We start from the raw sequence: 24,668 nt of genomic DNA, 5'->3' as shown, positions 1-24,668 counted from the left end.
TGTACCCCGTCCACGAGAACGGGGTACGACGACCGGCGGTGCAGGCGCGGGCCGACCGCTGGGTCGGCCGACCGCCAGGCAGTGGCCCGCGGGCTACGGGACCAGTCGGTCCGCCCGGTACCGGTCGAACAGTTCCGCGAACGCGCGGTCCGTGCGGCGGTACCCGGTGAACCCGGCCTCGCGGCTCTTGCCCATGTCGGTGACGACCTCCATCTCGCGCCCGAGGTCGGCGTCGGTGTGCCACCACGAGGCCAGGCGTGTGACGTCCGACTCCACCAGGCCGTGCCGCTCGGCGATCGCGGGCCACGCGGACACGTGCGGCGCCATCTGCTCCTCGAGCGGTCGCGACCGGTCCGCGAAGCCGACGACCCGCGCCGGGTCCACCCCGAGGTGCGCGGCCAGCCGGGGCCACATCCACCGCCAGCGGAAGACGTCGCCGTCGACGACGTTGAACGCCTCGTCCGCGCCCTCGGGGCTCGTCGCCGCCCAGACCATGTGCTCGGCGAGGAGTCCGGCGTCGGTCATGTCGGTGAGCCCGTTCCACTGGGCCGCGCTGCCGGGGAACACGAAGTCGAGGTCGAGCTCCTTGACGAGCGTCGCCTGCACCGCGAGCGTGAGGCCCATGTTCATGGCGTTGCCGACCGCGTGGCCGATCACGGTGTGCGAACGGTGCACCGACCACGTGAAGCCCTGGCGCGCGGCGGCCGCGAACAGCTCGTCCTCCTGCGCGTAGTAGAAGTTCGGGGTGTCGAGCCGCGGTTCCTCCTCGTGGAAGGGCGTGTCCGGGACGACCCCGGCGGCGTACGCCTCGAACGGGCCGAGGTAGTGCTTCAGCCCGGTGACCAGGGCGACGTGGGCGAGGGGTGCGTGTGCGAGCGCCGCGAGGAGGTCACGGACCATGCCGCCGTTGACGCGGATGTTCTCGGCCTCGGTGTCCTGGCGCTGCCACGCGGTGAAGAACACGTGGGTCGGCCGCTCGTCGGCGAGTGCCGCGGCGAGCGAGTCCGGGTCGCGGAGGTCGGCGGCGACGGTCCGGACGCCGTCCCGGGTGAGCGGCCTGCGGGACAGCGCCGTCACCCGCCAGCCGAGGTCGAGCAGGTGGTCGACGAGCGCCGAGCCGGTGATGCCGCTGGCCCCCACGACGAGCGCTTCGGGCCGGTCGGAGGTCTGGTCGGTGGTGGTGCGCGTGGTCGAGGTCATCCCCGACTGCAACGCCCGCGGGTGACGGGTGTTCCCTACCGGGGACGCCGGATCCGGATCGGTCCCTTCGCGGTCGACGGGTCGACGACGCTGCCGTGCTGCGTGATCTCGACCTCGCCGCGGGCGACCATGCGCCGGGCGGCCCGTCGTGCCGGTTCCATCAGGGGCCGCCAGTCGTCGGGATCGAGGGACCGTGCGACCTCGGACGGGCAGATGCTGGCCGTCCGGGCGCGCGCCGCGAGGAGCTCGTCGATGCGTTGTTCGAGCGCCCGGTCGGTGGCGTCGACGCCGTGCTTCCGGCAGGCCGCCGAGCACCACTTCGTGTCCGGCCCCGCCGAGGACGGCATCCGTCGCCCGCACGCGGCGCAGGTGCGCTCGCCGTGGGCCTGCTCGACCGCCTCGGCGTCGGCGGCCGTCCTGATCGCTCGTCCCATGGGTCCATCCTCGTCCCGCTGTCCACCCGGGCGCACAGCCCAGGTACGGGTGGCAGCATCGTCCCGGTGACCGACGACACCGAGCGCACCGACACCGACCGTCCCGACACCGACCGTCACGACGACGCCCCCGGCCGCCCCGCACCCCGGCCGGAGCCCGCCTGGGTCGAGCACGCGATGTGGTGGCACGTCTACCCGCTCGGCGCGGTCGACGCCGCGGTGCGCCCCGACACCCCCGTCGACGAGCGGCCCGTCGAGCACCGACTCGACCGGCTGACGGGCTGGTTGGACCACGTGGTCGACCTCGGGCTGAACGGCCTGCTGCTCGGCCCCGTCTCGGCGAGCAGCACCCACGGCTACGACACCGTCGACCACTTCCGCGTCGACCCCCGGCTCGGCGACGAGTCGGACCTCACCGCACTCGTCGCGGCGGCGCACGAGCGTGGGGTCCGGGTGCTGCTCGACGGCGTGTTCAACCACGTCGGGCGGGAGCACCCCGCGTTCCGCGCCCTCGAGGAGCAGGGGCCGGACGCCCCGACCGTCGACCTGTTCGCCGTCGACCGGTCGGGCTGGAGCGCGGGCGAACCCGTGCCCGTCGCCGACTTCGAGGGGCACGACATCCTCGTCGCCCTCGACCACGACAGCCGGGCGACCGAGGACCTCGTCGTCGAGGTGATGACGTACTGGCTCGACCGCGGGGTCGACGGGTGGCGGCTCGACGCGGCCTACGCGGTGCCGCCGGCGTTCTGGGCCCGGGTGCTGCCGCGCGTGCGCGAACGCTTCCCGGACGCCTGGTGCAGCGGCGAGGTCATCCACGGCGACGCCGCGGCGATCGTGACCGCGTCGACGATGGACTCGGTCACGCAGTACGAGCTGTGGCAGGGGATCTGGCACGGCATCGCCGACCGGAACTGCTTCGAGCTCGCGCACGCTGTGGAGCGGCACGACGCCCTGCTCGGCACGTTCGTCCCCACCACGTTCGTCGGCAACCACGACGTGACGCGCATCGCGAGCGCGGTGGGGGAGCGGTTCGCCGCGCACGCCGCCGCGGTGCTGTTCACGGTGGCCGGCACGCCCGTGGTCTACGCGGGCGACGAGTACGGCTGGACCGCCGTGAAGGAGGAGCGCGAGGGCGGGGACGACGCGGTGCGTCCGGCGCTGCCCGCGGTGCCGCCGGAGCCCACCGACCTGACCCGCACGTACCAGGCGCTCGTCGCACTCCGGCGGCGGATGCCGTGGCTGCACCGGGCGCACACCGACGTCGTGCACCTGACGAACACCGCGGTCGTGCTCCGGACCGCGACCGCGGACGCCGCCGTGGTGACCGCCCTGAACCTGGCGGACGAGCCGGTCGAGGTGCCCGCGGCCGACGCGACGCGGGTCGAGGCGGGCGGTGGCGACCTGCGGGACGGGACCCTGCGCCTCCCGGCCGCGGGGTGGGCGGTCCTGACGTCCTGACGCCCCCGCAACGCAGCGATGGAGCAGGAGACGTCGGGTGCCTGACAGCGACCCGACGTCTCCTGCTCCATCCGGGGGAGGGGAGACCCCTACTTGCGCGCGGACGCGGCCCGACGCTTGTTGAACACGTCGAACGCGACGGCGGCGAGCAGCACCAGGCCCTTGATGAGCGACTGGTACTCGGTACCGACACCGAGGATCGACATGCCGTTGTTCAGGATGCCGATGATGAGACCACCGATGATCGCGCCCGGCACCGTGCCGATGCCGCCGGTGACGGCTGCGCCACCGATGAACACGGCCGCGATGGCGTCGAGCTCGAAGCCGTTGCCGGCACCCGGGGCGGCGAGGTTGAGCTGGCCGGTGAAGACCACGCCCGCCAGGGCCGCGATGACGCCCATGTTCACGAAGAGCAGGAACGTGACGCGCTTGGTCTTCACGCCGGACAGCTGCGCCGCGAGGGCGTTGCCACCGATCGCGTACACGTGGCGACCGAAGACCGCGCTGCGCATGACGACCGAGTAGACGACCACGAGCAGGCCGAGCACGACGAGCACGATCGGGGTGCCGTTGTAGCTGGCGAGCAGGAGCGACACGTAGACGACGAGCACGACGCCGAACGCGAGCTTGACGAGGAACCACACGAGCGGCTCGCTCTCGAGCTGGTACTTGCGGCGGGTGGCGCGACCGCGCAGCGAGACGACGACCATGATCGCGGCGGCCGCGAAGCCGAGGATCATCGTCAGCGGCTCGTAGCCCGAGGTGCCGAACGACGGCAGGAAGCCGGAGCCGAGCGAGCGGAAGCCGTCCGGGAAGGGTGAGATCTGCTGGTTCTGCAGGACGATCTGCGCCGCACCGCGGAAGGCGAGCATGCCCGCCAGCGTCACGATGAACGCCGGGATGCCGAAGTAGGCGATCCAGAAGCCCTGCCAGGCGCCCACGAGGCCACCGAGCACGAGGCACAGGACGACCGCGATCGGCCACGGGATGCCCCACTGCGTGATCATCACGCCGGCCATGGCGCCCGTGAAGGCGACGACCGAGCCGACCGACAGGTCGATGTGGCCCGCGATGATGACCATCACCATGCCGATGGCGAGGATGAGGATGTAGCTGTTCTGGACGATCAGGTTCGAGACGTTGATCGGCGCGAGGGTGATCCCGCCGGTCGTCGCCTGGAAGAAGATCACGATGACGATCAGCGCGATGAACAGGCCGATCTGTCGGAGCTGCCCGGTGAGGTAGCCGGCGGCGGACTTGAGCGCGTTCATTTGACGGTGGTCTCCCGTTCCTGGGTCATGTACTGCATGAGGACCTCGGGCGTGGCCTCGGAGCGGGGCACGTCAGCGGTGATCGTGCCCTCGGAGAGCGTGTAGATGCGGTCGCAGATGCCGAGGAGTTCCGGCAGCTCCGAGGAGATGACGATGATGCCCTTCCCCTGGTCCGCGAGCTGGTTGATGATCGTGTAGATCTCGTACTTCGCGCCGACGTCGATGCCGCGCGTCGGCTCGTCGAGGATGAGCACGTCGGGGTCGGCGTACATCCACTTCGACAGGACGACCTTCTGCTGGTTGCCGCCGGAGAGCTTCCCGGTCACCGCGTTCACCGACGGCGCCTTGATGTTCATGCTCTTCAGGAACTGGCCGGCGACGGTCGTCTCCTTCGAGCCGTTCACGAAGCCCCACTGCGCGAGCTTCCCGAGCGCCGAGCCGGAGACGTTCCGCTTGATGTCGTCGATGAGGTTCAGGCCGTAGCGCTTGCGGTCCTCGGTCGCGTAGGCGATGCCGTTGTCGATCGCCCGGGTCACGGTGTTCGTCTTGATCGGCACGCCGCGCTTGTAGACGGTGCCCGAGATGCCGGCGCCGTACGAGTGGCCGAAGACGCTCATCGCGAGCTCGGTGCGGCCGGCGCCCATGAGCCCGGCGATGCCGACGATCTCGCCCGCGCGGACCGTGAGGTTGGCCTGGTGGATGATCTCGCGCGAGGCGTCGAGCGGGTGGTGGACGGTCCAGTCCTCGATGCGCAGGAGTTCCTCGCCGATCTTCGGCTCGTGCTCCGGGTACCGGTTGGACAGGTCGCGACCGACCATGCCGCGGATGATGCGGTCCTCGGAGACCTCGCCGGCGTGCATGTCGAGGGTCTCGATGGTCTGGCCGTCGCGGATGATCGTGACCTTGTCGGCGATCGCCTTGATCTCGTTGAGCTTGTGGCTGATGATGATCGCCGTCATGCCCTCGGCCTGCAGCGTGCGGATCAGCTCGAGCAGGTGCTCGGAGTCGTCGTCGTTCAGCGCGGCGGTGGGCTCGTCGAGGATGAGGAGCTTCACCTCCTTGGACAGCGCCTTCGCGATCTCGACGAGCTGCTGCTTGCCGACGCCGATGTCCACGATCTTCGTGACCGGGTTGTCCTTGAGCCCGACGCGCTTGAGCAGCGCCGCGGCCTCGAGGTTCGTCTTGTTCCAGTCGATGAGCCCGCCGGTGGCGCGCTCGTTGCCGAGGAAGATGTTCTCGGCGATCGAGAGGAAGGGACTGAGCGCGAGCTCCTGGTGGATGATCACCACGCCCGCGGCCTCGGAGTCGTTGATGGAGCCGAACTTCACCGGCTGACCGTCGAGCAGGATCTCACCGTCGAAGGAGCCGTGCGGGTAGACGCCCGACAGGACCTTCATCAGCGTGGACTTGCCCGCGCCGTTCTCGCCGCAGATCGCGTGGACCTGACCGCGCTCGACCTCGATGCTGACGCCCTGCAGGGCCTTGACCCCGGGGAAGGTCTTGGTGATGTCCCGCATCTCGAGGATGGTGTCCGCCATGTGGACGCCTTTCCGTCGTGCGCGCGTGCGCGCGCTGGTGGAGACGGACAGGAGGCGCGGTGCGCGCTGGCACCGCGCCTCCTGTCCGTCAGATGGGGCAGGACCTACTTGAGGTCGGCCTCGGTGTAGTACCCCGAGTCGACGAGGACTTCCTTGTAGTTGTCCTTCGTGACGACCGTGGGCTGGAACAGGTAGGTCGGGACGACCTTGACCTTGTTGTCGTAGCTCTTGGTGTCGTTGACCTCGGGCTTCTTGCCGGCGAGCAGGTCCTCGGCCATCGTCGCGGACTGCTTCGCGAGCTTGCGCGTGTCCTTGTAGATGGTGGAGTACTGCTGGCCCGCGATGATCGACTTGACCGAGGCGGCCTCGGCGTCCTGACCGGTGATCACCGGGAGGGGACGGTCACCCGAGCCGTAGCCGGCGCCCTGCAGGGCCGAGATGATGCCGATCGACATGCCGTCGTAGGGCGACAGGACACCGTCGAGCTTGGTGCCGCCGGAGTACGACTTCGCGACGAGGTTCTGCATGCGGGCCTTGGCGGTCGCCGGGTCCCACTGCTGCGTGGCGGCCTGCGTGAAGCCGTCCTGGCCGGAGCCGATCTTCAGCGTGCCGTCCTCGAGGTACGGCTTGAGGGTCTTCATCGCGCCGTTGAAGAAGAACGTGGCGTTGTTGTCGTCGGGCGAGCCGGCGAACACCTCGATGTTGAACGGACCCTTCTCGTCCGTCTTCTTGCCGTCCTTGTCGAGCAGCCCGAGGCCGGTCAGCAGCGAGTTGGCCTGGTCGACGCCGACCTTCTCGTTGTCGAACGACACGTAGTAGTCGACGTTCTTGTTGCCGGTGAGCAGGCGGTCGTACGAGATCACCTTGATGCCGGCCTTGGCGGCGGCGTCGAGCTGGTCGGACAGGGCGCCACCGTCGATCGACGCGATGATCAGGACCTTCGCGCCCTTGGTGATCATGTTGCTGACCTGCTGGGCCTGCTGCTGGACCTTGTTGTCGCCGTACTCGAGGTCGACCTTGTAGCCGGCCTTCTCGAGGTCGCTCTTGACGGCGTCGCCGTCCTTGATCCACCGCTCGGAGACCTTGGTGGGCATGGCCACGCCGACGAGCGCGCCCTTGTTGTCGCCGCTGCCGGCGCCGCTGTCGGTCGCACCACGGCCACCGGCCGAGCATGCTGCCAGGGAGAACGCGATGCCGAGGGCCGCGACCCCCGCGATGATCCTGCGCTTCATCATCGAAGTACCTCTGTTCCTCTCGCGTCGACGTCGACGCGCTCAGGTGCTGGGGCTGCTGTGCCCCGCTGGGATGTGCTCGTGTGAGCGCTCACATGATGGGGTGTTCCGTGCCGGGGTGTCAACTCCCCCGTCGCGGTGACGGGATGTTCCGGCGGGGCGTGCGGCTTCGCGCAGCGGGCACCGGGGCCCGCTCGCCACCGCTCGGAGGGGTTGCGGAGCCGGACGACCCGGGCGGTACGCTCAGCCACGTGACGACCACGACCGCGCTCGGGAGCGCCGGCGGCAGACGCCGCAAGGCCCCCACGATCTTCGACGTCGCCGAGCGCGCGGGCGTCTCCCACCAGACGGTGTCCCGGGTGATCAACGGCGACCCGACGGTCCGCGAGCAGTTCCGCTCGCAGGTCACCGACGCCGTGACGGCGCTCGGCTACCGGCCCCGCGCCGCCGCCCGGGCCCTCGCCGGCGGACGGAGCCGGGCGCTCGGCATCATCACCGCGGGCGACGCGCTGTACGGGCCGTCGAGCACCTCGATCGGGTTCGAACGCGCCGCACGGTCCGCCGGCTACCACGTGCTGCTGTCCACGCTGCCCGACGCCCCTCGGCCCGCCGACCTGTCCGGCGCGCTCACCACGCTGCTCGCCCAGGACGTCGCCGCGATCGTGCTCGTCGCGGCCGACAACCGCGTGCTCGCGGCCCTCGAGTCGCTGACGATCCCGGTGACCGTCCCGGTCGTGGTCGCGAACGCCGTGCAGCGCGACGCGGTCCGCACCCCGGTGGCGCCGAGCGTCGCCGCGGTCGCGATCGACCAGGCCGCCGGCACGACCCTCGTCATGGAGCACCTGTTCGGCCGCGGGCACCGGCACGTCGTCCACGTCGCCGGTCCCGCCGTGTCGCAGGAGTCCGAGGTCCGCCGCGACACCTACGTGCGGATCATGCGCGAGGCCGGCCTGACCCCCGTCGTGCTCGACGGCGACTGGACCCCCGCGAGCGGGTTCGCGGCCGCACGCCAGATCGACACCGCGGTCGTCGACGCGGTGTTCGCCGGGAACGACCAGATGGCGCTCGGGGTCCTGCACGCCTTCGCCGACGACGGCCTCCGGGTGCCCGACGACGTGGCGGTGGTCGGGTTCGACGACGTCCCCGAGGCCGCGCACTTCACCCCGCCGCTCACCACCGTGCGGCAGGACTTCATGGCGATGGGGCAGCGGGTGCTCGAGTCCGTGCGCGCCCTGGTCGAGGGCGAGCCGCGCGACGAGACGCTGCTGCTGCCCGAGCTGGTGGTGCGGCGCAGCGCCTAGCCGCGCTGGTCGTCGCCGAGGGCCCCGCGCGACACCTGCCGCCCGCACGGCGAGTCGCACGTTGCGCGAGTGAGCGCTCACGTGCCAGGATGTGAGCGCTCACGGAGGACGACGAGGTCTCAGGAGGACACATGAGCGACGACCGCCGACGACAGGTCGAGGACGGGCGGACGACGCTCGGCATCGAGCTCGGGTCGACCCGCATCAAGGCGTGCCTGGTGGACGAGGACCTCGTCCCGATCGCCGCCGGGTCCCACGAGTGGGAGAACGAGTACGTCGACGGACGGTGGACCTACTCGCTCCTCGCCGTCGAGACCGGGCTCCGTGCGGCCTACGCCGACCTGGTCGCCGACGTCGAACGGCAGTACGGCGTCCGACCGACGAGCTTCCGCGCCGCGGGCGTCTCCGCGATGATGCACGGCTACCTGCCGTTCGACCAGGACGGCGAGCTGCTCGTGCCGTTCCGCACGTGGCGGAACACCTCGACCGGCCCCGCGGCCGAACGGCTGAGCGCCGCGCTCGACTTCAACGTGCCGCAGCGCTGGTCGATCGCGCACCTCGTGCAGGCCGTCCTCGACGACGAGCCGCACGTGGCGCAGGTCGCCGGCATCACGACCCTCGCGGGCTACGTGCACCGACGTCTGACCGGGCAGGACGTCCTCGGCGTCGGCGACGCGAGCGGCGTCTTCCCGATCGACAGCGCGCCCGTCGACAGCGGCCCGGGGGAGCCTGGTCGCCGTGACTGGGACCACGACATGCTGGCGACCACGCAGGAGCTGCTCGGCGAGGCGGTCCCGGACCTCCGCGCCCTGCTGCCCGAGGTGCTCGTCGCGGGCGAGGACGCCGGCGCGCTCACCCCCGAGGGCGCCGCGTGGCTCGACCCGACCGGGACCCTGCAGCCCGGCGTGGCCTTCTGCCCGCCGGAGGGCGACGCCGGCACGGGCATGGTCGCGACGAACGCCGTCGCACCCCGCACCGGCAACGTCAGCGTCGGCACGAGCATCTTCGCGATGGTCGTCCTCGAGCGTCCCCTCGGCACGCCGCACGAGGAACTCGACGTGGTCACCACCCCGTCCGGCGACGCCGTCGCGATGGTGCACTGCAACAACGGCGCGAGCGAGATCGCCGCGTGGGCACGGGTGTTCGGCCGCTTCGCCCAGGCGACGAGCGAGCGCACGGGCGGCGCGGCCGTCGCGATCGACGACGTCTACGCGACGCTGCTCGCCGAGGCGGCCGACGCCGAGCCGGACGCGGGCGGGCTGCTCTCCTTCAACTACCTGGCCGGCGAACCCGTCACGGGTGTCGAGGACGGGCGCCCCCTGCTCCTCCGCACCCCCGGCGCCCGGTTCACGCTCGGCAACCTCGTCCGCTCCGAGGTGCACGGCGCGTTCGCCACCCTCGCGATCGGCATGGAGGTCCTGCACGGCGAGGACGTCGCGGTCGACCGGATGACCGCGCACGGCGGGCTCTTCCGGACCCCGGGCGCACCGCAGCGCCTGCTCGCGGCGGCCCTGCGCGTCCCCGTCGCCCTCGAGGAGACCGCGGGCGAGGGCGGTGCGTGGGGGATCGCCGTGCTCGCGGCGTACCTCGAGCACACCGACCGCACGCTCGCCGACTTCCTGGCCGACACCGTGTTCGGCGGCGACGCCGTGCACGTGGCCGAACCCGACCCGACCGACGTCGCGGGCTTCCGGACCTACCTCGACCGCTACCGCGCGGCCCTGCCCGTGCAGGCCGTGGCGGCCGCGACCACCCGCACCGACGCACCGGCCGACCAGGCCGAGCCGACCGACGAGGCCGAGCCGCGCCTCCAGACCGAGCAGGAGCCAGCCGCATGACGGACCCGACCCCGACCGCCCCGACCGCGCCGAGCGCGCCGACCGAGGAGACGAAGGCGGCCGTCGCCCGCGCGCGCGAGCGCGTGGCCCGCCTGCACGGCGAGCTCGTCCGCTACGGCCTGGTCATCTGGACCGGCGGCAACGTGTCCGAGCGCGTGCGCGGCACCGACCTGTTCGTGATCAAGCCGAGCGGGGTGTCGAGCGACGACCTCACCCCGGAGAACCAGGTCGTCTGCACCCTCGACGGCGTGCCGGCAGAAGGGTGGGGCAACGCGCACGGCCCGTCCTCCGACACCGCCGCGCACGCCTTCGTCTACCGGAACATGCCCGAGGTGGGCGGGGTCGTGCACACGCACTCGACCTACGCGACGGCGTGGGCGGCCCGCGCCGAGGAGATCCCCTGCGTGATCACCGCGATGGCGGACGAGTTCGGCGGCCCGATCCCGGTCGGACCGTTCGCGATCATCGGCGACGACTCGATCGGCCGCGGCATCGTCGACACCCTCGCCGGCCACCGCTCCCGCGCGGTGCTCATGCAGAACCACGGCGTGTTCACGATCGGCAAGGACGCGAAGGACGCCGTCAAGGCCGCGGTCATGTGCGAGGACGTCGCCCGCACCGTGCACATCGCGAAGCAGGGCGGCGAGCTCGTCCCGATCGCGCCGGAGAACGTCGATCGACTCTTCGATCGCTACCAGAACGTCTACGGACAGAACCCCGAAGGAGCCATGCGATGACGCAGGTGAACCCCCAGGCCACCCTGGACAGCTACGAGGTCTGGTTCCTCACCGGGTCGCAGGGCCTGTACGGCGAGGAGACCCTCCGCCAGGTCGAGGAGCAGAGCCGGGCCGTGCACGCCGAGCTCGCCAGAGCGCTGCCGGTGAAGCTCGTGTGGAAGCCCGTCCTCAAGGACGCCGACGGCATCCGCCGCGCCCTCATCGAGGCCAGCAGCGACGACAAGGTCATCGGCGTCACCACGTGGATGCACACGTTCAGCCCGGCGAAGATGTGGATCGGCGGCCTGCAGGCCCTCACGAAGCCGCTCCTGCACCTGCACACGCAGGCGAACGTCGCGCTCCCGTGGGGCGACATCGACTTCGACTTCATGAACCTCAACCAGGCCGCGCACGGCGACCGCGAGTTCGGGTACGCCCTGGCGCGCCTCGGCGTCCGCCACGCGACCGCGGTCGGTCACGTGTCCGACCCGCGCGTGCAGCAGCGCGTGTCCGACTGGACCCGTGCCGCGGCCGGTGCCGCCGCCGTCCGGTCCCTCAAGCTCACGCGCTTCGGCGACAACATGCGGTACGTCGCCGTCACCGAGGGCGACAAGACCGAGGCCGAGATCGAGCTCGGCGTGCAGGTGAACACCTGGGCCGTGAACGAGCTCGCTGCCGCCGTCGCGGACGCGGAGGCGGACACCGCGGCGGTGGACGCCCTCGTCGCGTCGTACGAGCGCGACTACGACGTGGTCCCGGCGCTGCGGAACGGCGGCGACCGCCACGACGCGCTCCGCGACGGTGCCGCGATCGAACTCGGCCTCCGCGCCCTGCTCGAGCAGAACGACAGCGCCGCGTTCACCACGAACTTCGAGGACCTCGGCACGCTCAAGCAGCTGCCCGGCCTCGCGGTGCAGCGGCTGATGGCGGACGGCTACGGCTTCGGCGCCGAGGGCGACTGGAAGACCGCCGTCCTGGTCCGCGCGATGAACGTCGCCGGCGCCGGGCTCCCCGGTGGCGCGTCGCTCATGGAGGACTACACGTACGACCTCACCCCGGGTGCGGAGAAGATCCTCGGCGCCCACATGCTGGAGGTCTCGCCGACGCTCACCACCGCGACGCCGACGCTCGAGGTCCACCCGCTCGGCATCGGCGGCAAGGACGACCCGGTCCGCCTGGTCTTCACCGCCGACGCGGGCGAGGCCGTGGTCGTCGCGCTGTCCGACACCCGCGACGGCTTCCGCCTCACCGCGAACGTCGTCGACGTGGTGCCCCCGACCGAGGCGCTGCCGAAGCTCCCGGTCGGCCGTGCCGTGTGGGAGCCGCGCCCGTCCTTCCCGGTCGCCGCGGAGGCCTGGCTCACCGCCGGGGCCGCGCACCACACCGTGATGACGACGGCCGTGGGCCTGCAGGTGGTCGAGGACCTCGCGACGATGGTCGGCACCGAGTTCCTGGTCATCGACGAGCACACCACCGCCCGCGCGTTCACGGACGAGCTCCGCCTGCAGCAGGCGTGGCACCGGCTCGACCGCGGGTTCTAGGACCGTGACCGTGGCCGCGACGACGCGCACCAACTGGGCCGGGAACGTCACGTACCGTGCCTCCGCGCTGGCCCGCCCCACCTCGGTGGCGGACCTGCAGCAGCTCGTCGCGGCCACACCGCGCCTGACGGCGCTCGGCTCGACGCACTCGTTCAACGAGATCGCCGACACCGACGCCGTCCAGGTCACGCTCGCCGGGCTGCCGCCCGTGCTCGACGTCGACGCCGAGCGTCGGGTGGTGCGGGTCGCCGCCGGCATGACGCACGCGCAGGTGGCCGCCGGCCTGGAGGCCCGTGGCTGGGCCCTCGCGAACCTCGCGTCCCTGCCGCACATCTCGGTGGCCGGTGCGGTCGCGACCGGGACGCACGGCTCGGGCGTCCGCAACCCCTCGCTCGCGCAGGCGGTGGTCGGACTCGAGGTCGTCCGCGCGGACGGCTCGCTCGCGGTCGTCGACGCGTCCTCGCCGGACGGTGCGCTCGACGCGCACCGGGTGGCGCTCGGCGCGCTCGGCGTCGTGTCCGCGGTCGAGCTCGCGATCGAGCCGACGTTCCGGGTCGCGACGACCGTGCACCTCGACCTGCCGTGGGACGCGGTGCTCGGACACTTCGAGGCGGTGGTGTCCGACGCCTACTCGGTCTCGCTGTTCACGGCGTTCGACGACCGCGGCGCCCGCCAGGTCTGGACGAAGCACCGCGTCGACGAGCCCGCGCCGTCGGTCGACCTCGTCGCGCTCGGTGCCCGACGCGCGACCGGGCCCGTGCACCCCGGAGAGAACGACACCGCCGGCGTCACCGAGCAGGGCGGCGTCCCCGGGCCGTGGTCCGAACGGCTGCCGCACTTCCGGTCGACCTTCACGCCGTCCACCGGCGCGGAGATCCAGGCGGAGTACCTCGTCCCGGCGGCGTCCGCCGTCGCCGCGCTCGAGACGCTCCGCCCGCTGCACGACGTGTTCGCGCCGATCCTCATCGCCGCCGAGGTCCGGACGATCGCCGCGGACACCGCGTGGCTCGCGCCCTCGACCGGTCGGCAGTCGGTGGGCCTGCACTTCACCTTCCGTCGGGACCCCGCGGCCGTCGCGGCGGCGGTCGAGCGGATCGAGGAGGTCCTCGCGCCGTTCGACCCGCGGCCGCACTGGGGCAAGGTCTCCGCAGCGGGTGTCGAGCGCCTGCACGAGGCGTACCCGCGGCTCGACGACTTCGCAGCCCTCGCGCGGGACCTCGACCCGACCGGGCGGTTCCGCAACGCGTTCCTGGCGCGGCTGCTGGCCTGACGGCGGGGGTGCCCCTCGCCGCCGGCTGCGACGAGGGGCACCCGCTTCCCTAGCCCTTGCGGAGCAGGTCGACCAGGAGCCGGACGGAGTTCACGAGCAAGCTCGCGACCCCCAGCCACAACGCCTGACGCCTGGTCCGGTCGTCGTCGTCTCGCGACATCGATGACCTCCCGGTGTCGTCGCCGGCGGACACGAGGAGCTTCCGGTCAGGGATGCGGTGCCGAGCGGGCTCGGCTACCATCGATCCGAGCGACGAGCTCGGGGATGGTGATGCATCCCTGGCTTTCCACTCGGAAGGCGAACTGAGGCCCGGATCTGTTCCAGCAGGTCCGGGCCTCGCTCGTCCGCCTGGCTGCGGTCCGGCGGTCCCGCAGCCGCGGAGAGACTACCGGAGTGTCCGGTGATGTACCACGTGCGGGTCTCCACGCGGGAACTGTCGGGTGCCGACGCCTGCCTCAGGAGATGCGCAGGCGTTCGACGGCTGGGGCACGGCTGCGATGCTGAGTGCTCACATGTGTGATCACAAAGGTTGGGTCATGGCGAACCTCAACCGGATCCTCGGCATGGCCTCGAAGGTCATCGACAAGCAGATGCAGAAGCAGCGCGGGCAAAGGAGCCCGGACTCCGCGACCCCGCAGTCGTCGGGTGGGACCGATTGGCGCAACATCGTCCGGACCGCGGCGGACAAACTGACCGGGGACGACCGGCAGCGGGAGCAGGCGCCCCAGCAGCAGTCGTACGGACAGTCGCAGCAGCACGGCCAGCAGTCGTACGGACAGTCGCAGCAGCACGGTCAGCGACCGCAGCAGCGCGGGCACGTCGACCCGGACGCGGTCGCCCTCGCGAAGTACGACTACCTGCTCCGCACGGCGCCCCCGGAGCGTCTCGAGCAGGTCCACCACGACGCCTTCGCCCGGCTCACGCCCGCGCAGCGCCAGCAGGTCCGTGACCGCCTCAACTCCGAGCTGCCGCCACACGAGCACCTGCGCGACGACTCCGCCGGCGGCATGGCCCGTGCGGCGACCCGCGCCGAGGTCGCGCGGCCCGGACTCCTCCGGCGTGCCCTCGGCGGCCGGGGTGGCTCCTTCGCGGGCGGCGCGGCGGTCGGTGCCGGTGCGATGGCGGTCGGCGGCCTCGCGGTCGCCGTCGCCGGGGGAGCGGTCCTCAGTGCCGCTGCCGGGCCGGTCCTCGCGGGTGCCGCGGACCTCGGCGTCGACTTCGAGGGCGTCGCCGCCGGTGGCGGGGAGTTCCTCGGCGGACTCGGTGAGCAGGCCGGCGGGCTGGGTGAGCAGGTCGCGGGCTTCGGCGAGCAGGCCGGTGGGCTGGGCGAGCAGGCGTCGAACCTCGGCAGTGACTTCCTCGGTGGGTTGTTCGACCGCTAGGGGTGTGCGCGCGCGGCGGGAGCCACCGTGGTGGTGCCCCGCGGTCCGAGCAGCAGCGGTCCGGCGATGCCGGTCAGGACGAGCCCGAGGCCGATCAGCTGACGCGTCCCGAGGGCTTCGCCACCGACCATCACGCCGAGCAGCACGCCGGCGACCGGGTTGAGCAACCCGACCAGTCCGATCACGTCCCCGCGGAGGTGGTCGAGTGCCGTGAACCACGTCAGGTACGCGACGGCGGTCGCGGCGAGCGTGAGCCACACGGTGGCCGCGAGCGCCGCCGGCCCGAGGTGGGGCGGCGGACCGTCGACGAGGAACGCGGCCGGCAGCAGGACGATGCCCCCGACGACGAGCTGCCACGCGGTGGACGGGAGGACACCGACCTCCGGGTTCCACTTCTTGCCGAGGACGAAGCCGAGCGAGGACGCCCCCATCGCCGCGACCGACGTCACGACACCGGTGCCGTCGACGTGCCCGGCCCCGCCGAGGAGGAGCAGCGCGACGCCGCCGATGCCCACGGTGGCCCCGGCCAGGCGCCACCCGGACGGACGCTCGCCGAGGACGGCCCAGGCCAGGAGCGCGAGGGTGATCGGTGCGGTCGCCATGACGGTCGACGCGATGCTCGAGGGCAGCAGCTGCGCCGCCTGGTACACGAGCACGAAGAACCCGCCGACGTTCAGCACGCCGAGCACCACGGCCTTCCACCACCACGAGCCGTGCGGGACCCGCCGGACGATCGCGAGCAGGAGGAGTCCCGCCGGGAGCGCGCGGAGGGTCCCGCCCCAGAGGGCACCGGGTGGGAGGAACGTCCTCGTGACGAAGTAGGAGCTGCCCCACAGGACGGGTGCCAGCGCCGCGACGAGGATCCACCGCTTGTTGTCTTCCATGGAAGACAACATAGCTTCCCGGGAAGTTAAAGTGGTGCTCGTGGACGGAGACGACGAACGCCAGGACCGGGTCGCGCGCATCCAGGAGGAGTGGCGCCGCGAGCGCCCCGACGTCGACGTCGCGCCGCAGGGGGTCGTCGGACGCCTGCACCGGTTGGCGGCGCGGCTCACCGAGGAGATCACCGCCGTGTACGCCGAGCACGGCCTCAGCGAAGGGGAGTTCGACGTCCTGGCGGCGCTGCGTCGGGCCGGGGCACCCTACGAGCGGAGCGCCGGCGACCTCGCCGTCTCCACGATGGTGACCAGCGGTGGGATGACGAAACGGCTCGACCGGCTCGAACGTTCCGGGCTCGTGGTGCGGCGTGTGAGCGACGCCGACGGTCGGGGCCGGGCGGTGCGCCTCACAGCGGCCGGGCTGCAGCTGATCGACGCGGCCCTCACGGCGCACATGGCGAACGAGCGGCGACTGCTCGACCTGGTCCCCGCGCGTGATCAGCGGCTGCTCGAGGACGTGCTGCGCTCGTGGCTGGGCCGGCTCGACCCCGGGGACTGAGGGGCGGCGGTCACTCCCGCCGGAGGAGCGCGTCGCCGACCGTGCTGCGGTAGTACAGGACCGCCCTGCCGTACCGCGTGCGGTTGAGCAGCCCGCCGCGCTCCATCACGCGCAGGTGCTGGTTCACCGCCGACGTCGACACCCCGAAGCGCATCGCCAGGTCGGTCGACGACGACGGCTCGCCCAGGGCCTCGAGCAGCGCCGCCCGGGTCCGGCCGAGCAGGTCCCGCACGGCTCCGGCGTCGGGGTGGGACGCGGTCGACCACATGGCGCCCTGCCCGCGGGCCGGGTACATCACCGTCGGGGGCAGGTCGTCGTCGATCGGCGTCGACGCCCGGACGACGAACACGGACGGCACGAGCGTGAGCCCCTCGCCCTGCACGGGCCGGTCCCGGGCGATCGGACTGCTCAGGCGGACGTCCACGTGCCGGCCGTCGAACCGCACGCTCTCGGACAGTCCGGCGAGCACCGCGCCGACCCCCTCGTGCGCAGCGACCCGGCCGCGGTGGGTGACGTCCGCCTGCAGCACGCGGCGCATCCGCGGCCAGTACGGCGCGAAGCACAGCTCCCACGTCGTCGCGAGGGCCTGTTGGAGCCGTTCGACCACGCGGTCGTGGCGTCCGGTGAACACCGCGGGGACCGTGCCGTGCACGCGCTCGAGGTCCCCGCGGAGCCGCTCCGGCCGGATCCGACCGAGGGCACGGAGCTCGTCGTCGAACGACGTCAGCGGTGAGTCGGGCCGCGGGTTCACGAAGTCCGCCACCCACCGGCGGTCGTCGACGAGCCCGGACAGGACCTCGCGGTCGAGCAACGGCAGGACCCCCGCGACGCGATCGGTCCACGGGCGCTGCAACGGGTACCGCTCCGGCTCCCGGAACGCGCGGAGTCCGAGCCCGAGTTCGGACAGCGGCGAGATCCCGAACCGGACGGCCGACACGTCCGACGGTTCGAGGCGGTAGCGGATCATGAAGCCCGAACCTACATCCGTTCGCACGGCACCCCCGTCCCTGCCAGAACTGTGGGATGAGCACCGCCGAGCAGCAGGTCCCGATCCGCGAACTCGTCCGCCGGGACACCACGCTCCGACGCCTGCTCACCGTCACGCTCGTCGACACCCTGGGCCGCGGCGCCTTCTTCACGCTGACGTCCCTCTACCTCATCACGATCGTCGGCATCCCCCCGGTCGCGGTCGGCCTCGGGCTCACGGTGGCCGGTGCGGTCGGCGTCGCGTCCTCGCTGGTGTTCGGGCACCTGGCCGACCGGTACAGCGCCCGTCGCATGCTCGTCTGGCTGCACGTCGTCCAGGGCACGGCGCTGGTCGCCTACGTGCTCGTGCACGACCTCCCGACGCTGATCCTCACCGCCTCGGTCGTCACGCTCGCGCAGCAGGGCGGCGGCTCGGTCCGCAGTGCCGCGGTCGGCCGGGCCTTCCCGGGACCGGACCGCGTCCGGGTGCGCGCGACCATGCGCACCGTGACGAACGTCGGCATCGGGGTCGGCACGGCGCTCGCGGCGATCCCCCTCGCGATCGGGACGGGCGAGGCGTACCGCGTGACGATGGTCGTGTCGGGGCTGCTCTTCGTCTCGTCGGCGTTCCTCGTCGCCGGACTCCGGGCGGCACGCGTCGACCCCGCCCCCGCCGAGCGCACCGACACCGGCACGATCCTCCGTCGGGAGCCCGCGGGCCGCAGCCCCTACCGTGACGTGCGGTTCCTCGCGGTGTCGGCCCTGACGGGCGTGTTCGGCATGCAGTTCGGACTGTTCGAGGTCGCGGTGCCGCTCTGGGTCGTCCAGCACACGGTCGCACCGGACGTGCTCGTGTCGCCGCTCCTGCTCGTGAACACCGTGGCCGTGGTCCTGCTCCAGGTGCGGATGAGCCGCGGTACCGACACCGTGGCGGGCGCGGCGCGGGTGATGCGGCACGCCGGCTGGGTGATGGCGGTCGCGTGCGGGCTGTGGGCGGCGGCCGGGTGGGTGCGCGGGGACGACTGGGTGCCGGTCGCGGTCGCGGCGGCCGTGTTGGTCGTGGCGGCGGTCGCGCACTCGCTCGCCGAGATCACCTCGAGCGCAGCCGGGTGGGCGCTGAGCTTCGAGCTCGCACCGGCCGACCGGATCGGTGCCTACCAGGGCGTGTACGGCACCGGCTACGCCGTGGCGGCGATGCTCGCGCCGACCGTCGTCACGGTCACGGCGATCGACATGGGGACGGTCGGGTGGGCGATCCTGGCGGTGGTGTTCCTCGGCGCGGCGCTCGCCGTGGCCGCCGTCGCCACACGGGCCGCCCGCGCGCTCCCGACCACCTGAGCCGCGGCGCGCCCCCGCGCCCGACCGGACCACCCGCGCGCCGCGACCGGCCCAGCGGCGCCGCACCGCGCCTCCCGGACCCACCGGGGAATACCCGGCACGCACCCGCGTTGCACCTCGGGTCCGACACTGTTGCGTCCTGCAATGTTGCGCCCCGTGTCGTCCGGACCCCGCGGGGTTCGGACGCCCGCGCGGCACGGTGTCAGGATGGACGCCGCCCGGCCACCCGAACCGACGGCGCCAGCCGCCCAGCCGCGGCAGCCACCCCCACGACCCCCCCCCACGAGGAGCAGCACGCCATGCACCGCCCCAAGCGCTTGACGATCACCGCGGCCGTCGCCGCAGCCGCAGCCCTGGTGCTGACGGGCTGCACGGGCGGCAGCGCCTCGGACGACGCGTCCGCCGGCACGAGCAAGGGCGGGACGCTCAACATCCTCACGCCCCAGACCGCGCTGCACTTCGACCCGGCGACGAGCCAGAGCCTCGGGATCACGTCGATGGGTCTCGTCGCACGGCGGCTCACCACGTGGGACGTCGAGCCCGGCAAGACCGCGAAGGTCGTGCCGGACCTCGCCACCACGACGGGCGAGTCGAGCGACGGTGGCAAGACCTGGACGTACACGCTCAAGGACGGCCTGAAGTTCCAGGACGGCACACCGATCACCACCAAGGACGTCAAGTGGGGGATCGAGCGCTCGTTCGCCCCGAACCTGACCGGTGGCCTGAGCTACCACAAGTCGCTGCTCGTCGGCGGTAGCGAGTACCAGGGGCCGTTCGAGGGGAAGACCCTCGACAGCATCGAGACCCCGGACGACAAGACCATCGTCTTCAAGCTGGACAGCGCGTACGGCGACTGGCCGTGGCTCGCCTCGATGCCGGCGTTCGCCCCCGTCCCCGAGGGCCAGGGCACGGACACCGGTGCGTACGACGCCAAGCCCGTGTCCTCCGGCCCGTACCAGGTCCAGTCGAACACGCAGGGCTCGCAGGTCACGCTCGTCCGCAACAAGGAGTGGAGCGCGAAGACCGACAGCATCCGCACCGCGGGCCCGTCGAAGATCGTGTTCAAGGAGTCGCAGGACGCCTCGACCACCACCCAGAGCCTGATCGCCGACAACGGTGACGCCAAGGACTCGTTCGGCGCGATCTACCTCGGCGCCGCCGAACTCAACCAGGTCCGCGCGAACCCCTCCGCGCAGGACCGCCTCGCGACGAGCAAGGCCGGCCCGATCACCTACATGGCGATCAACACGCAGCGCGGCCAGCTCCAGGACCTCAAGGTGCGCCAGGCGCTGCAGTACGCCGTGGACCGCAAGTCGTTCCGCATCGCCGCCGGTGGTGCACTGGCCGGCGAGTACGCCTCGACGCTCATCACGCCCGGCATCGCGGGCCGCAAGGACTACGACCTCTACAAGACGAGCCCCACCGGTGACGTCGACAAGGCGAAGGCGCTCCTCAAGGAGGCCGGTGCCACCGACCTGAACCTCACGCTCGTCACCCAGAACGACCCGACGTACCTCGCACAGGCGCAGGCGCTCCAGGCCGGCCTGAAGCGCGTCGGGATCCAGGTCACGCTGAAGCCGCTCGACTACGACTCCTTCACGCAGGCGACCACGAACGGCACCGACTTCGACCTGTCGCTGTCGAGCTGGCAGCCGGACTTCCCGAGCGCGAACGCCAACCTGCAGCCGCTGTACGACTCCTCGCAGATCGGCGGGGGCGGCTACAACGTCTCGAAGTACAGCAACCCCGAGGTCGACGCCCTCATCGCGAAGGCCACCGGCACGATCGACCAGTCCGACGCCCAGCAGCTCTGGGCCGAGGCCGACCGGAAGATCATGGCCGACGCACCCGTCGTCCCGCTGATCTACGCGAAGCAGTCCTTCCTGGCCGGCTCGAACGTCGAGAACTTCCGGATCGCGGACTTCCCGGCGTACCCGAACTACCTCAAGGTCTCGCTCGCGAAGTGAGTGCGCCGCTGCTCGAGGTCGAGGGGCTCCGCGTCGCGTTCGGCGACGCGGAGCCCGTCGTCCGTGACGTCTCCTTCGCCCTGACACCCGGCCGGGTGCTCGCGCTCGTCGGCGAGTCCGGGTCGGGCAAGTCCGTGAGCGCGATGAGCGTGCTCGGTCTGCTCCCACCCGAGGCTCGGGTCAGCGGCAGCGTCCGGTTCCGCGGCGACGAGCTCGTGGGCGCCTCGGCGGACCGGCTCCGGGCGGTCCGCGGCGCCGGCATCGGCGTGGTGTTCCAGGAGCCGATGAACTCGTTCACGCCGGTCCTGTCGATCGGCACGCAGATCGCCGAGGCCGTCCGCGCGCACCCGACCGACCTCGACCGCGCCGGGGTCTCGGCCCGCGTCGACGAGCTCCTGCGGTCCGCCGGGCTCGACGACCCGCAGCGGATCCGGAAGGCCTACCCGCACGAGCTCTCGGGTGGCCAGCTGCAGCGCGCGATGATCGCGATGGCGCTCGCGGGAGACCCGGTGGCGCTCATCGCGGACGAGCCGACGACGGCGCTCGACGTCACCGTGCAGGCCGGGATCCTCGACCTGCTCCGTCGGCTCGGCGTCGAACGCTCGCTCGCCGTCCTGCTCATCACGCACGACATGGGCGTGGTCGCGGACGTCGCCGACGAGGTGCTCGTGATGCGTCGCGGCGACCCCGTCGAGACCGGCTCGGTCGTCGACGTCTTCGCCCGCCCCGCCGCCGCGTACACGCGGCAGCTGCTCGACGCGGTGCCGGTCCTCGAGACGGGCAGCGGCCGGGAGGCGCGTGCCGCGTCCGCCACGTCGGTCACGCGACCCGGGACGGACGCCGACCGGGAGGCCCGTGACGGGTCCGCCCCGTCGGTCACGCGACCCGGGACGGACGTGGGCGACGCGACGGAGGCGAGCCGCGCCTCCCGTCCGGTCGTCGCGCGCCTGCGCGACGTCGCCGTGCGCTACGCGCGCCGTGGTGAGCCGACCGTCAGCGGCATCGACCTCGACCTGCAGGCCGGGCGGACGCTCGGGCTCGTGGGGGAGTCCGGTTCCGGCAAGTCGACCATCGGGCGCGCGCTCGCCGGGCTCGTCCCCGTCGTGCACGGCAGCGTCGAGGTGGACGGCAGCGACCTCCGCACCGCCCGCGGCAGGCGGCTGCGCGAGCTCCGCAGCCGCGTCGGCATCGTCTTCCAGGACCCGGCGTCGTCGCTCAACCCGCGGCAGACGATCGGGTGGAGCATCGCCGAGCCGCTCCTGGTGCACACGGCGGCGTCACCCGCCGACCGGGCTGCGCGCGTGGCCGAGCTCCTCGCCGCGGTCCAGCTCGACCCGACGTGGGCCGAGCGGTTCCCGCACCAGCTCTCGGGCGGGCAGCGCCAGCGCGTGGCCGTGGCCCGGGCGCTCGCCCTCCGCCCCGCGCTCGTGATCGCCGACGAGCCCACGAGCGCCCTCGACGTCACCGTGCAGGCGGCCGTGCTCGACCTGCTCGCCGACCTGCAGGACGAGTTCGGCTTCGGCATGCTGCTCGTCAGCCACGACCTCGCCGTCGTCCGGCAGCTCGCGGACGAGGTCGTCGTGCTGCACGGCGGCCGGATCGTCGAGCGGGGCACCACCGAGCGGGTCCTCGACGACCCGGAGCAGGACTACACGCGCATGCTGCTCGCCGCGGCGCCGGTCGCCGACCCGGCACGGCAGGCCGAGCGCCGGGCCGCCTGGCGTGCGTGGGAAGGAGTGGCACCGTGACCGCGAACGTCGTCGACAGCCCGGTCCCCGTGGCCGGCGGACGGACGACCGGCTTCCGTGCCGTCGTGCGTCGCGTCGCCCGGGACCGGTGGGCGGTCGTGGCCGCCGTGGTGATCGCGCTGTTCGTGGTCGTCGCCCTCGCCGCGCCGCTCATCGCCGCGGTGAGCGGGCAGGACCCGTACCGGTACCACGTCGACGCGCTGAACGACTTCGGTGCTCCGCGCGGTGCCGCGGGCGGTGTGAGCGGCACGCACTGGTTCGGCGTCGAGCCGCTGACCGGCCGCGACCTGTTCGCGATCGTCACCTACGGCGCCCGGACCTCGCTCGGGATCGGGATCGCCGCGACCGCGATGTCGATCGTGATCGGCGTGCTCGTCGGCGTCACGACCGGGTTCCTGGGCGGCTGGTACGACCGGGTGCTGTCCCGGGTCGTCGACGTCATCTTCGGCTTCCCGTCGTTGGTGTTCATGATCGCGCTGACCGCGGTCGTGCCGACGTCGTTCCCGAAGCCGCTGCTCGTCGTGCTCGTGATCGGGTTCTTCGGCTGGCCGGCCGTCGCCCGGGTCGTGCGCGGGCAGACGCTGTCCCTCGTCACCCGGAACTACGTCGTCGCCTCGACCGCGATGGGTGCCGGCCGCTGGCACGTCATCCGGACGCAGCTGCTGCCGAACCTCTCCGCCACGATCACCGTCTACGCCACGATCTCGATCCCGTCGATGATCGGCGCCGAGGCCGCGCTGTCGTTCCTCGCCGTCGGGGTCACGCCGCCGACGCCCTCGTGGGGTCGGAGCATCGGCGACGCGATCGGCTGGGTGCAGACCGACCCGATGTACCTCGTCTTCCCCGGAGCCGCCCTGTTCCTCATCACCCTGGCCTTCAACGTGCTGGGTGACGCCCTGCGCGACGCCCTCGACCCGCGCGGAGGTGCCCGGTGAACGCCCTCCGCTTCCTGGCCGTCCGCGTGCTCGGCGCGGTCGTCGTGCTGCTCGTCGTCGCGGCCGTCACGTACGCGCTGTTCATGCTCCTGCCGACCAACCCGGCGCAGGCCATCTGCGACAAGCCGTGCACGCCCGAGCGCCTGGCCGACGTGCAGTCGTTCCTCGGGACCGACAAGCCCTGGATCGCCCAGTTCGGCGCGTACCTGGCGGGCATCTTCGCCGGGCGCACGTTCGGCTCCGGTGCCTCGACGATCAGCTGCGCGGCGCCCTGCTTCGGGTACTCGTTCCAGCTGCACGACTCGGTCACGAACCTCATCACGTCGCGCCTGCCCGTCACCGCGTCGATCGCGGTCGGCGCCGCCGTGCTCTGGCTCGTGGTCGGGGTCGCCGGCGGGACCGTGTCGGCCCTGCGCCGCGGGTCGCTCGCGGACCGCGCCGTGATGACCGTCGCGGTCGCGGGGGTGTCCTCGCCCGCGTACCTGATCGGACTGCTCGCGATCCTGCTCTTCGGGTTCACCCTCGGGTGGCTGCCGACCAGCGGGTACGTGCCGTTCGCCGAGGACCCGGTCGGCTGGTTCGTGCACCTGGTGCTGCCGTGGTGCGTCCTCGCGTTCATCAGCGCCGCGATCTACGCCCGGCTCACCCGCGGCGAGATGCTCGAGTCGATGTCGCAGGACTTCGTGCGGACCGCCCGGGCCAAGGGCCTGCGCGAACGCCAGGTCGTCGTGCGGCACGGGCTCCGGACGGCGATCCTGCCCGTGGTCACGCTGTTCGGGCTCGACCTCGGTTCGCTGCTCGGCGGGGCGGTCATCACCGAGAAGGTGTTCTCGATGCAGGGCCTCGGCGCGCTGCTCATCGACGCGGTGCGGTCCCTGGACCTGCAGGTGGTCGTCGGGTTCACGGTGTTCTCGGCGCTGCTCATCGTCACGGCGAACCTGGTCGTCGACGTCGTCTACGCGTTCGTCGACCCCCGCGTGCGGCGCCGGGCCTGAGCGCCCCCACACGCTCGGGCACCGGATCCCGGGCGCGCCGCTGAGACTCCCCACACCTCTGACGGGGCGAGCCCGCCTGGACGCTGGGGCCGTCCCCCGCG

The 24,668-nt window shown here is 72.3% G+C and carries 20 protein-coding genes; 13 read left to right on the top strand and 7 right to left on the bottom strand.

Translation table 11 applies throughout. The features are described from left to right. Positions 1 to 93: 93 nt before the first annotated feature. Together QOL16_RS13155 and QOL16_RS13150 are read right to left on the bottom strand one after the other, a co-directional pair. Positions 94 to 1,200 (bottom strand): SDR family oxidoreductase, encoded by a 1,107-nt coding sequence (locus QOL16_RS13155; protein ID WP_065962191.1) that lies wholly within the window; start codon positions 1,198 to 1,200, stop codon positions 94 to 96. 35 nt (positions 1,201 to 1,235) lie between these two features. Beyond that, positions 1,236 to 1,634 (bottom strand): DUF3253 domain-containing protein, encoded by a 399-nt coding sequence (locus tag QOL16_RS13150; RefSeq protein ID WP_071282052.1) that lies wholly within the window; start codon positions 1,632 to 1,634, stop codon positions 1,236 to 1,238. A 177-nt stretch (positions 1,635 to 1,811) separates the two neighbouring features. On the opposite strand from QOL16_RS13150, the gene QOL16_RS13145 reads away from it, so the two are divergent. Further along, positions 1,812 to 3,092 carry an alpha-amylase family glycosyl hydrolase gene (locus QOL16_RS13145; protein ID WP_071282351.1) on the top strand — a complete coding sequence of 427 codons (1,281 nt, stop codon included), beginning with the start codon at positions 1,812 to 1,814 and terminating at the stop codon, positions 3,090 to 3,092. Between the two features lie 89 nt (positions 3,093 to 3,181). Here the strand turns inward: QOL16_RS13145 and mmsB are convergent, their stop codons facing one another. The 3 genes from mmsB to chvE all read right to left on the bottom strand — a co-directional run bounded on the left by mmsB (position 3,182) and on the right by chvE (position 7,136). Continuing rightward, positions 3,182 to 4,363 carry a multiple monosaccharide ABC transporter permease gene (gene mmsB, locus QOL16_RS13140; RefSeq protein ID WP_065962187.1) on the bottom strand — a complete coding sequence of 394 codons (1,182 nt, stop codon included), beginning with the start codon at positions 4,361 to 4,363 and terminating at the stop codon, positions 3,182 to 3,184. After that, positions 4,360 to 5,901: a multiple monosaccharide ABC transporter ATP-binding protein gene (mmsA, locus tag QOL16_RS13135; protein ID WP_065962184.1), complete on the bottom strand. Its 1,542-nt coding sequence runs from the start codon at positions 5,899 to 5,901 to the stop codon at positions 4,360 to 4,362. Before mmsA ends, mmsB begins: the two co-directional genes overlap by 4 nt. A 104-nt stretch (positions 5,902 to 6,005) precedes the next feature. Further along, positions 6,006 to 7,136, bottom strand: a complete 1,131-nt coding sequence (gene chvE / locus QOL16_RS13130; protein ID WP_065962182.1) for a multiple monosaccharide ABC transporter substrate-binding protein — start codon at positions 7,134 to 7,136, stop codon at positions 6,006 to 6,008. Positions 7,137 to 7,384: 248 nt separating this feature from the next. On the opposite strand from chvE, the gene QOL16_RS13125 reads away from it, so the two are divergent. From QOL16_RS13125 to QOL16_RS13100, 6 genes are all read left to right on the top strand, one after another. Continuing rightward, the gene (locus tag QOL16_RS13125; protein WP_065962180.1) at positions 7,385 to 8,434 is read left to right on the top strand and encodes a substrate-binding domain-containing protein; all 1,050 of its coding nucleotides are present in this window, start codon (positions 7,385 to 7,387) and stop codon (positions 8,432 to 8,434) included. A gap of 131 nt (positions 8,435 to 8,565) precedes the next feature. Continuing rightward, positions 8,566 to 10,272 (top strand): xylulokinase, encoded by a 1,707-nt coding sequence (locus QOL16_RS13120; protein ID WP_065962178.1) that lies wholly within the window; start codon positions 8,566 to 8,568, stop codon positions 10,270 to 10,272. Continuing rightward, entirely contained in the window at positions 10,269 to 11,009 is a 741-nt protein-coding gene (locus tag QOL16_RS13115) for an L-ribulose-5-phosphate 4-epimerase (RefSeq protein ID WP_071282050.1), read from the top strand. The genes QOL16_RS13120 and QOL16_RS13115 overlap by 4 nt, the downstream gene beginning before the upstream one ends. Further along, complete coding sequence (gene araA, locus QOL16_RS13110) at positions 11,006 to 12,529, top strand: L-arabinose isomerase (protein WP_071282048.1); 1,524 nt, start codon at positions 11,006 to 11,008, stop codon at positions 12,527 to 12,529. The genes QOL16_RS13115 and araA overlap by 4 nt, the downstream gene beginning before the upstream one ends. A 10-nt stretch (positions 12,530 to 12,539) precedes the next feature. Beyond that, on the top strand, positions 12,540 to 13,799 hold the full coding sequence (locus QOL16_RS13105; RefSeq protein WP_071247984.1) for an FAD-binding protein: 1,260 nt from the start codon (positions 12,540 to 12,542) through the stop codon (positions 13,797 to 13,799). Between the two features lie 536 nt (positions 13,800 to 14,335). Then, positions 14,336 to 15,181: a hypothetical protein gene (locus tag QOL16_RS13100; RefSeq protein WP_071247848.1), complete on the top strand. Its 846-nt coding sequence runs from the start codon at positions 14,336 to 14,338 to the stop codon at positions 15,179 to 15,181. Here the strand turns inward: QOL16_RS13100 and QOL16_RS13095 are convergent. After that, entirely contained in the window at positions 15,178 to 16,065 is an 888-nt protein-coding gene (locus tag QOL16_RS13095) for a DMT family transporter (RefSeq protein WP_071282046.1), read from the bottom strand. The genes QOL16_RS13100 and QOL16_RS13095 overlap by 4 nt on opposite strands. 40 nt (positions 16,066 to 16,105) lie before the next feature. On the opposite strand from QOL16_RS13095, the gene QOL16_RS13090 reads away from it, so the two are divergent. After that, positions 16,106 to 16,618, top strand: a complete 513-nt coding sequence (locus QOL16_RS13090) for a MarR family winged helix-turn-helix transcriptional regulator (RefSeq protein ID WP_305410952.1) — start codon at positions 16,106 to 16,108, stop codon at positions 16,616 to 16,618. 10 nt (positions 16,619 to 16,628) lie between these two features. On the opposite strand, the gene QOL16_RS13085 is transcribed toward QOL16_RS13090, so the two are convergent. Further along, on the bottom strand, positions 16,629 to 17,585 hold the full coding sequence (locus QOL16_RS13085) for a DUF5937 family protein (RefSeq protein ID WP_071247859.1): 957 nt from the start codon (positions 17,583 to 17,585) through the stop codon (positions 16,629 to 16,631). A gap of 56 nt (positions 17,586 to 17,641) precedes the next feature. Here QOL16_RS13085 and QOL16_RS13080 point away from each other — a divergent pair, with 56 nt between their 5' ends. The 5 genes from QOL16_RS13080 (at position 17,642) to QOL16_RS13060 (ending at position 24,567) form a co-directional block, all read left to right on the top strand. Next, a complete protein-coding gene (locus QOL16_RS13080; RefSeq protein WP_065962162.1) occupies positions 17,642 to 18,922 on the top strand; it encodes an MFS transporter in 1,281 nt (426 codons plus the stop codon). A 299-nt stretch (positions 18,923 to 19,221) separates the two neighbouring features. Next, the gene (locus QOL16_RS13075) at positions 19,222 to 20,889 is read left to right on the top strand and encodes an ABC transporter substrate-binding protein (protein WP_071282042.1); all 1,668 of its coding nucleotides are present in this window, start codon (positions 19,222 to 19,224) and stop codon (positions 20,887 to 20,889) included. Further along, on the top strand, positions 20,886 to 22,637 hold the full coding sequence (locus QOL16_RS13070) for an ABC transporter ATP-binding protein (protein WP_071282039.1): 1,752 nt from the start codon (positions 20,886 to 20,888) through the stop codon (positions 22,635 to 22,637). The genes QOL16_RS13075 and QOL16_RS13070 overlap by 4 nt, the downstream gene beginning before the upstream one ends. Continuing rightward, positions 22,634 to 23,572, top strand: a complete 939-nt coding sequence (locus QOL16_RS13065) for an ABC transporter permease (RefSeq protein ID WP_065964161.1) — start codon at positions 22,634 to 22,636, stop codon at positions 23,570 to 23,572. The genes QOL16_RS13070 and QOL16_RS13065 overlap by 4 nt, the downstream gene beginning before the upstream one ends. Then, positions 23,569 to 24,567 (top strand): ABC transporter permease, encoded by a 999-nt coding sequence (locus QOL16_RS13060; protein ID WP_071247872.1) that lies wholly within the window; start codon positions 23,569 to 23,571, stop codon positions 24,565 to 24,567. The genes QOL16_RS13065 and QOL16_RS13060 overlap by 4 nt, the downstream gene beginning before the upstream one ends. Positions 24,568 to 24,668 lie beyond the last annotated feature (101 nt).

The organism is Curtobacterium sp. MCBA15_004 (assembly GCF_001865055.2).
GTDB lineage: Bacteria > Actinomycetota > Actinomycetes > Actinomycetales > Microbacteriaceae > Curtobacterium.
The sequence above is the reverse complement of the archived record's forward strand: the minus strand, read 5'-3'. Positions and strand labels throughout refer to the sequence as shown.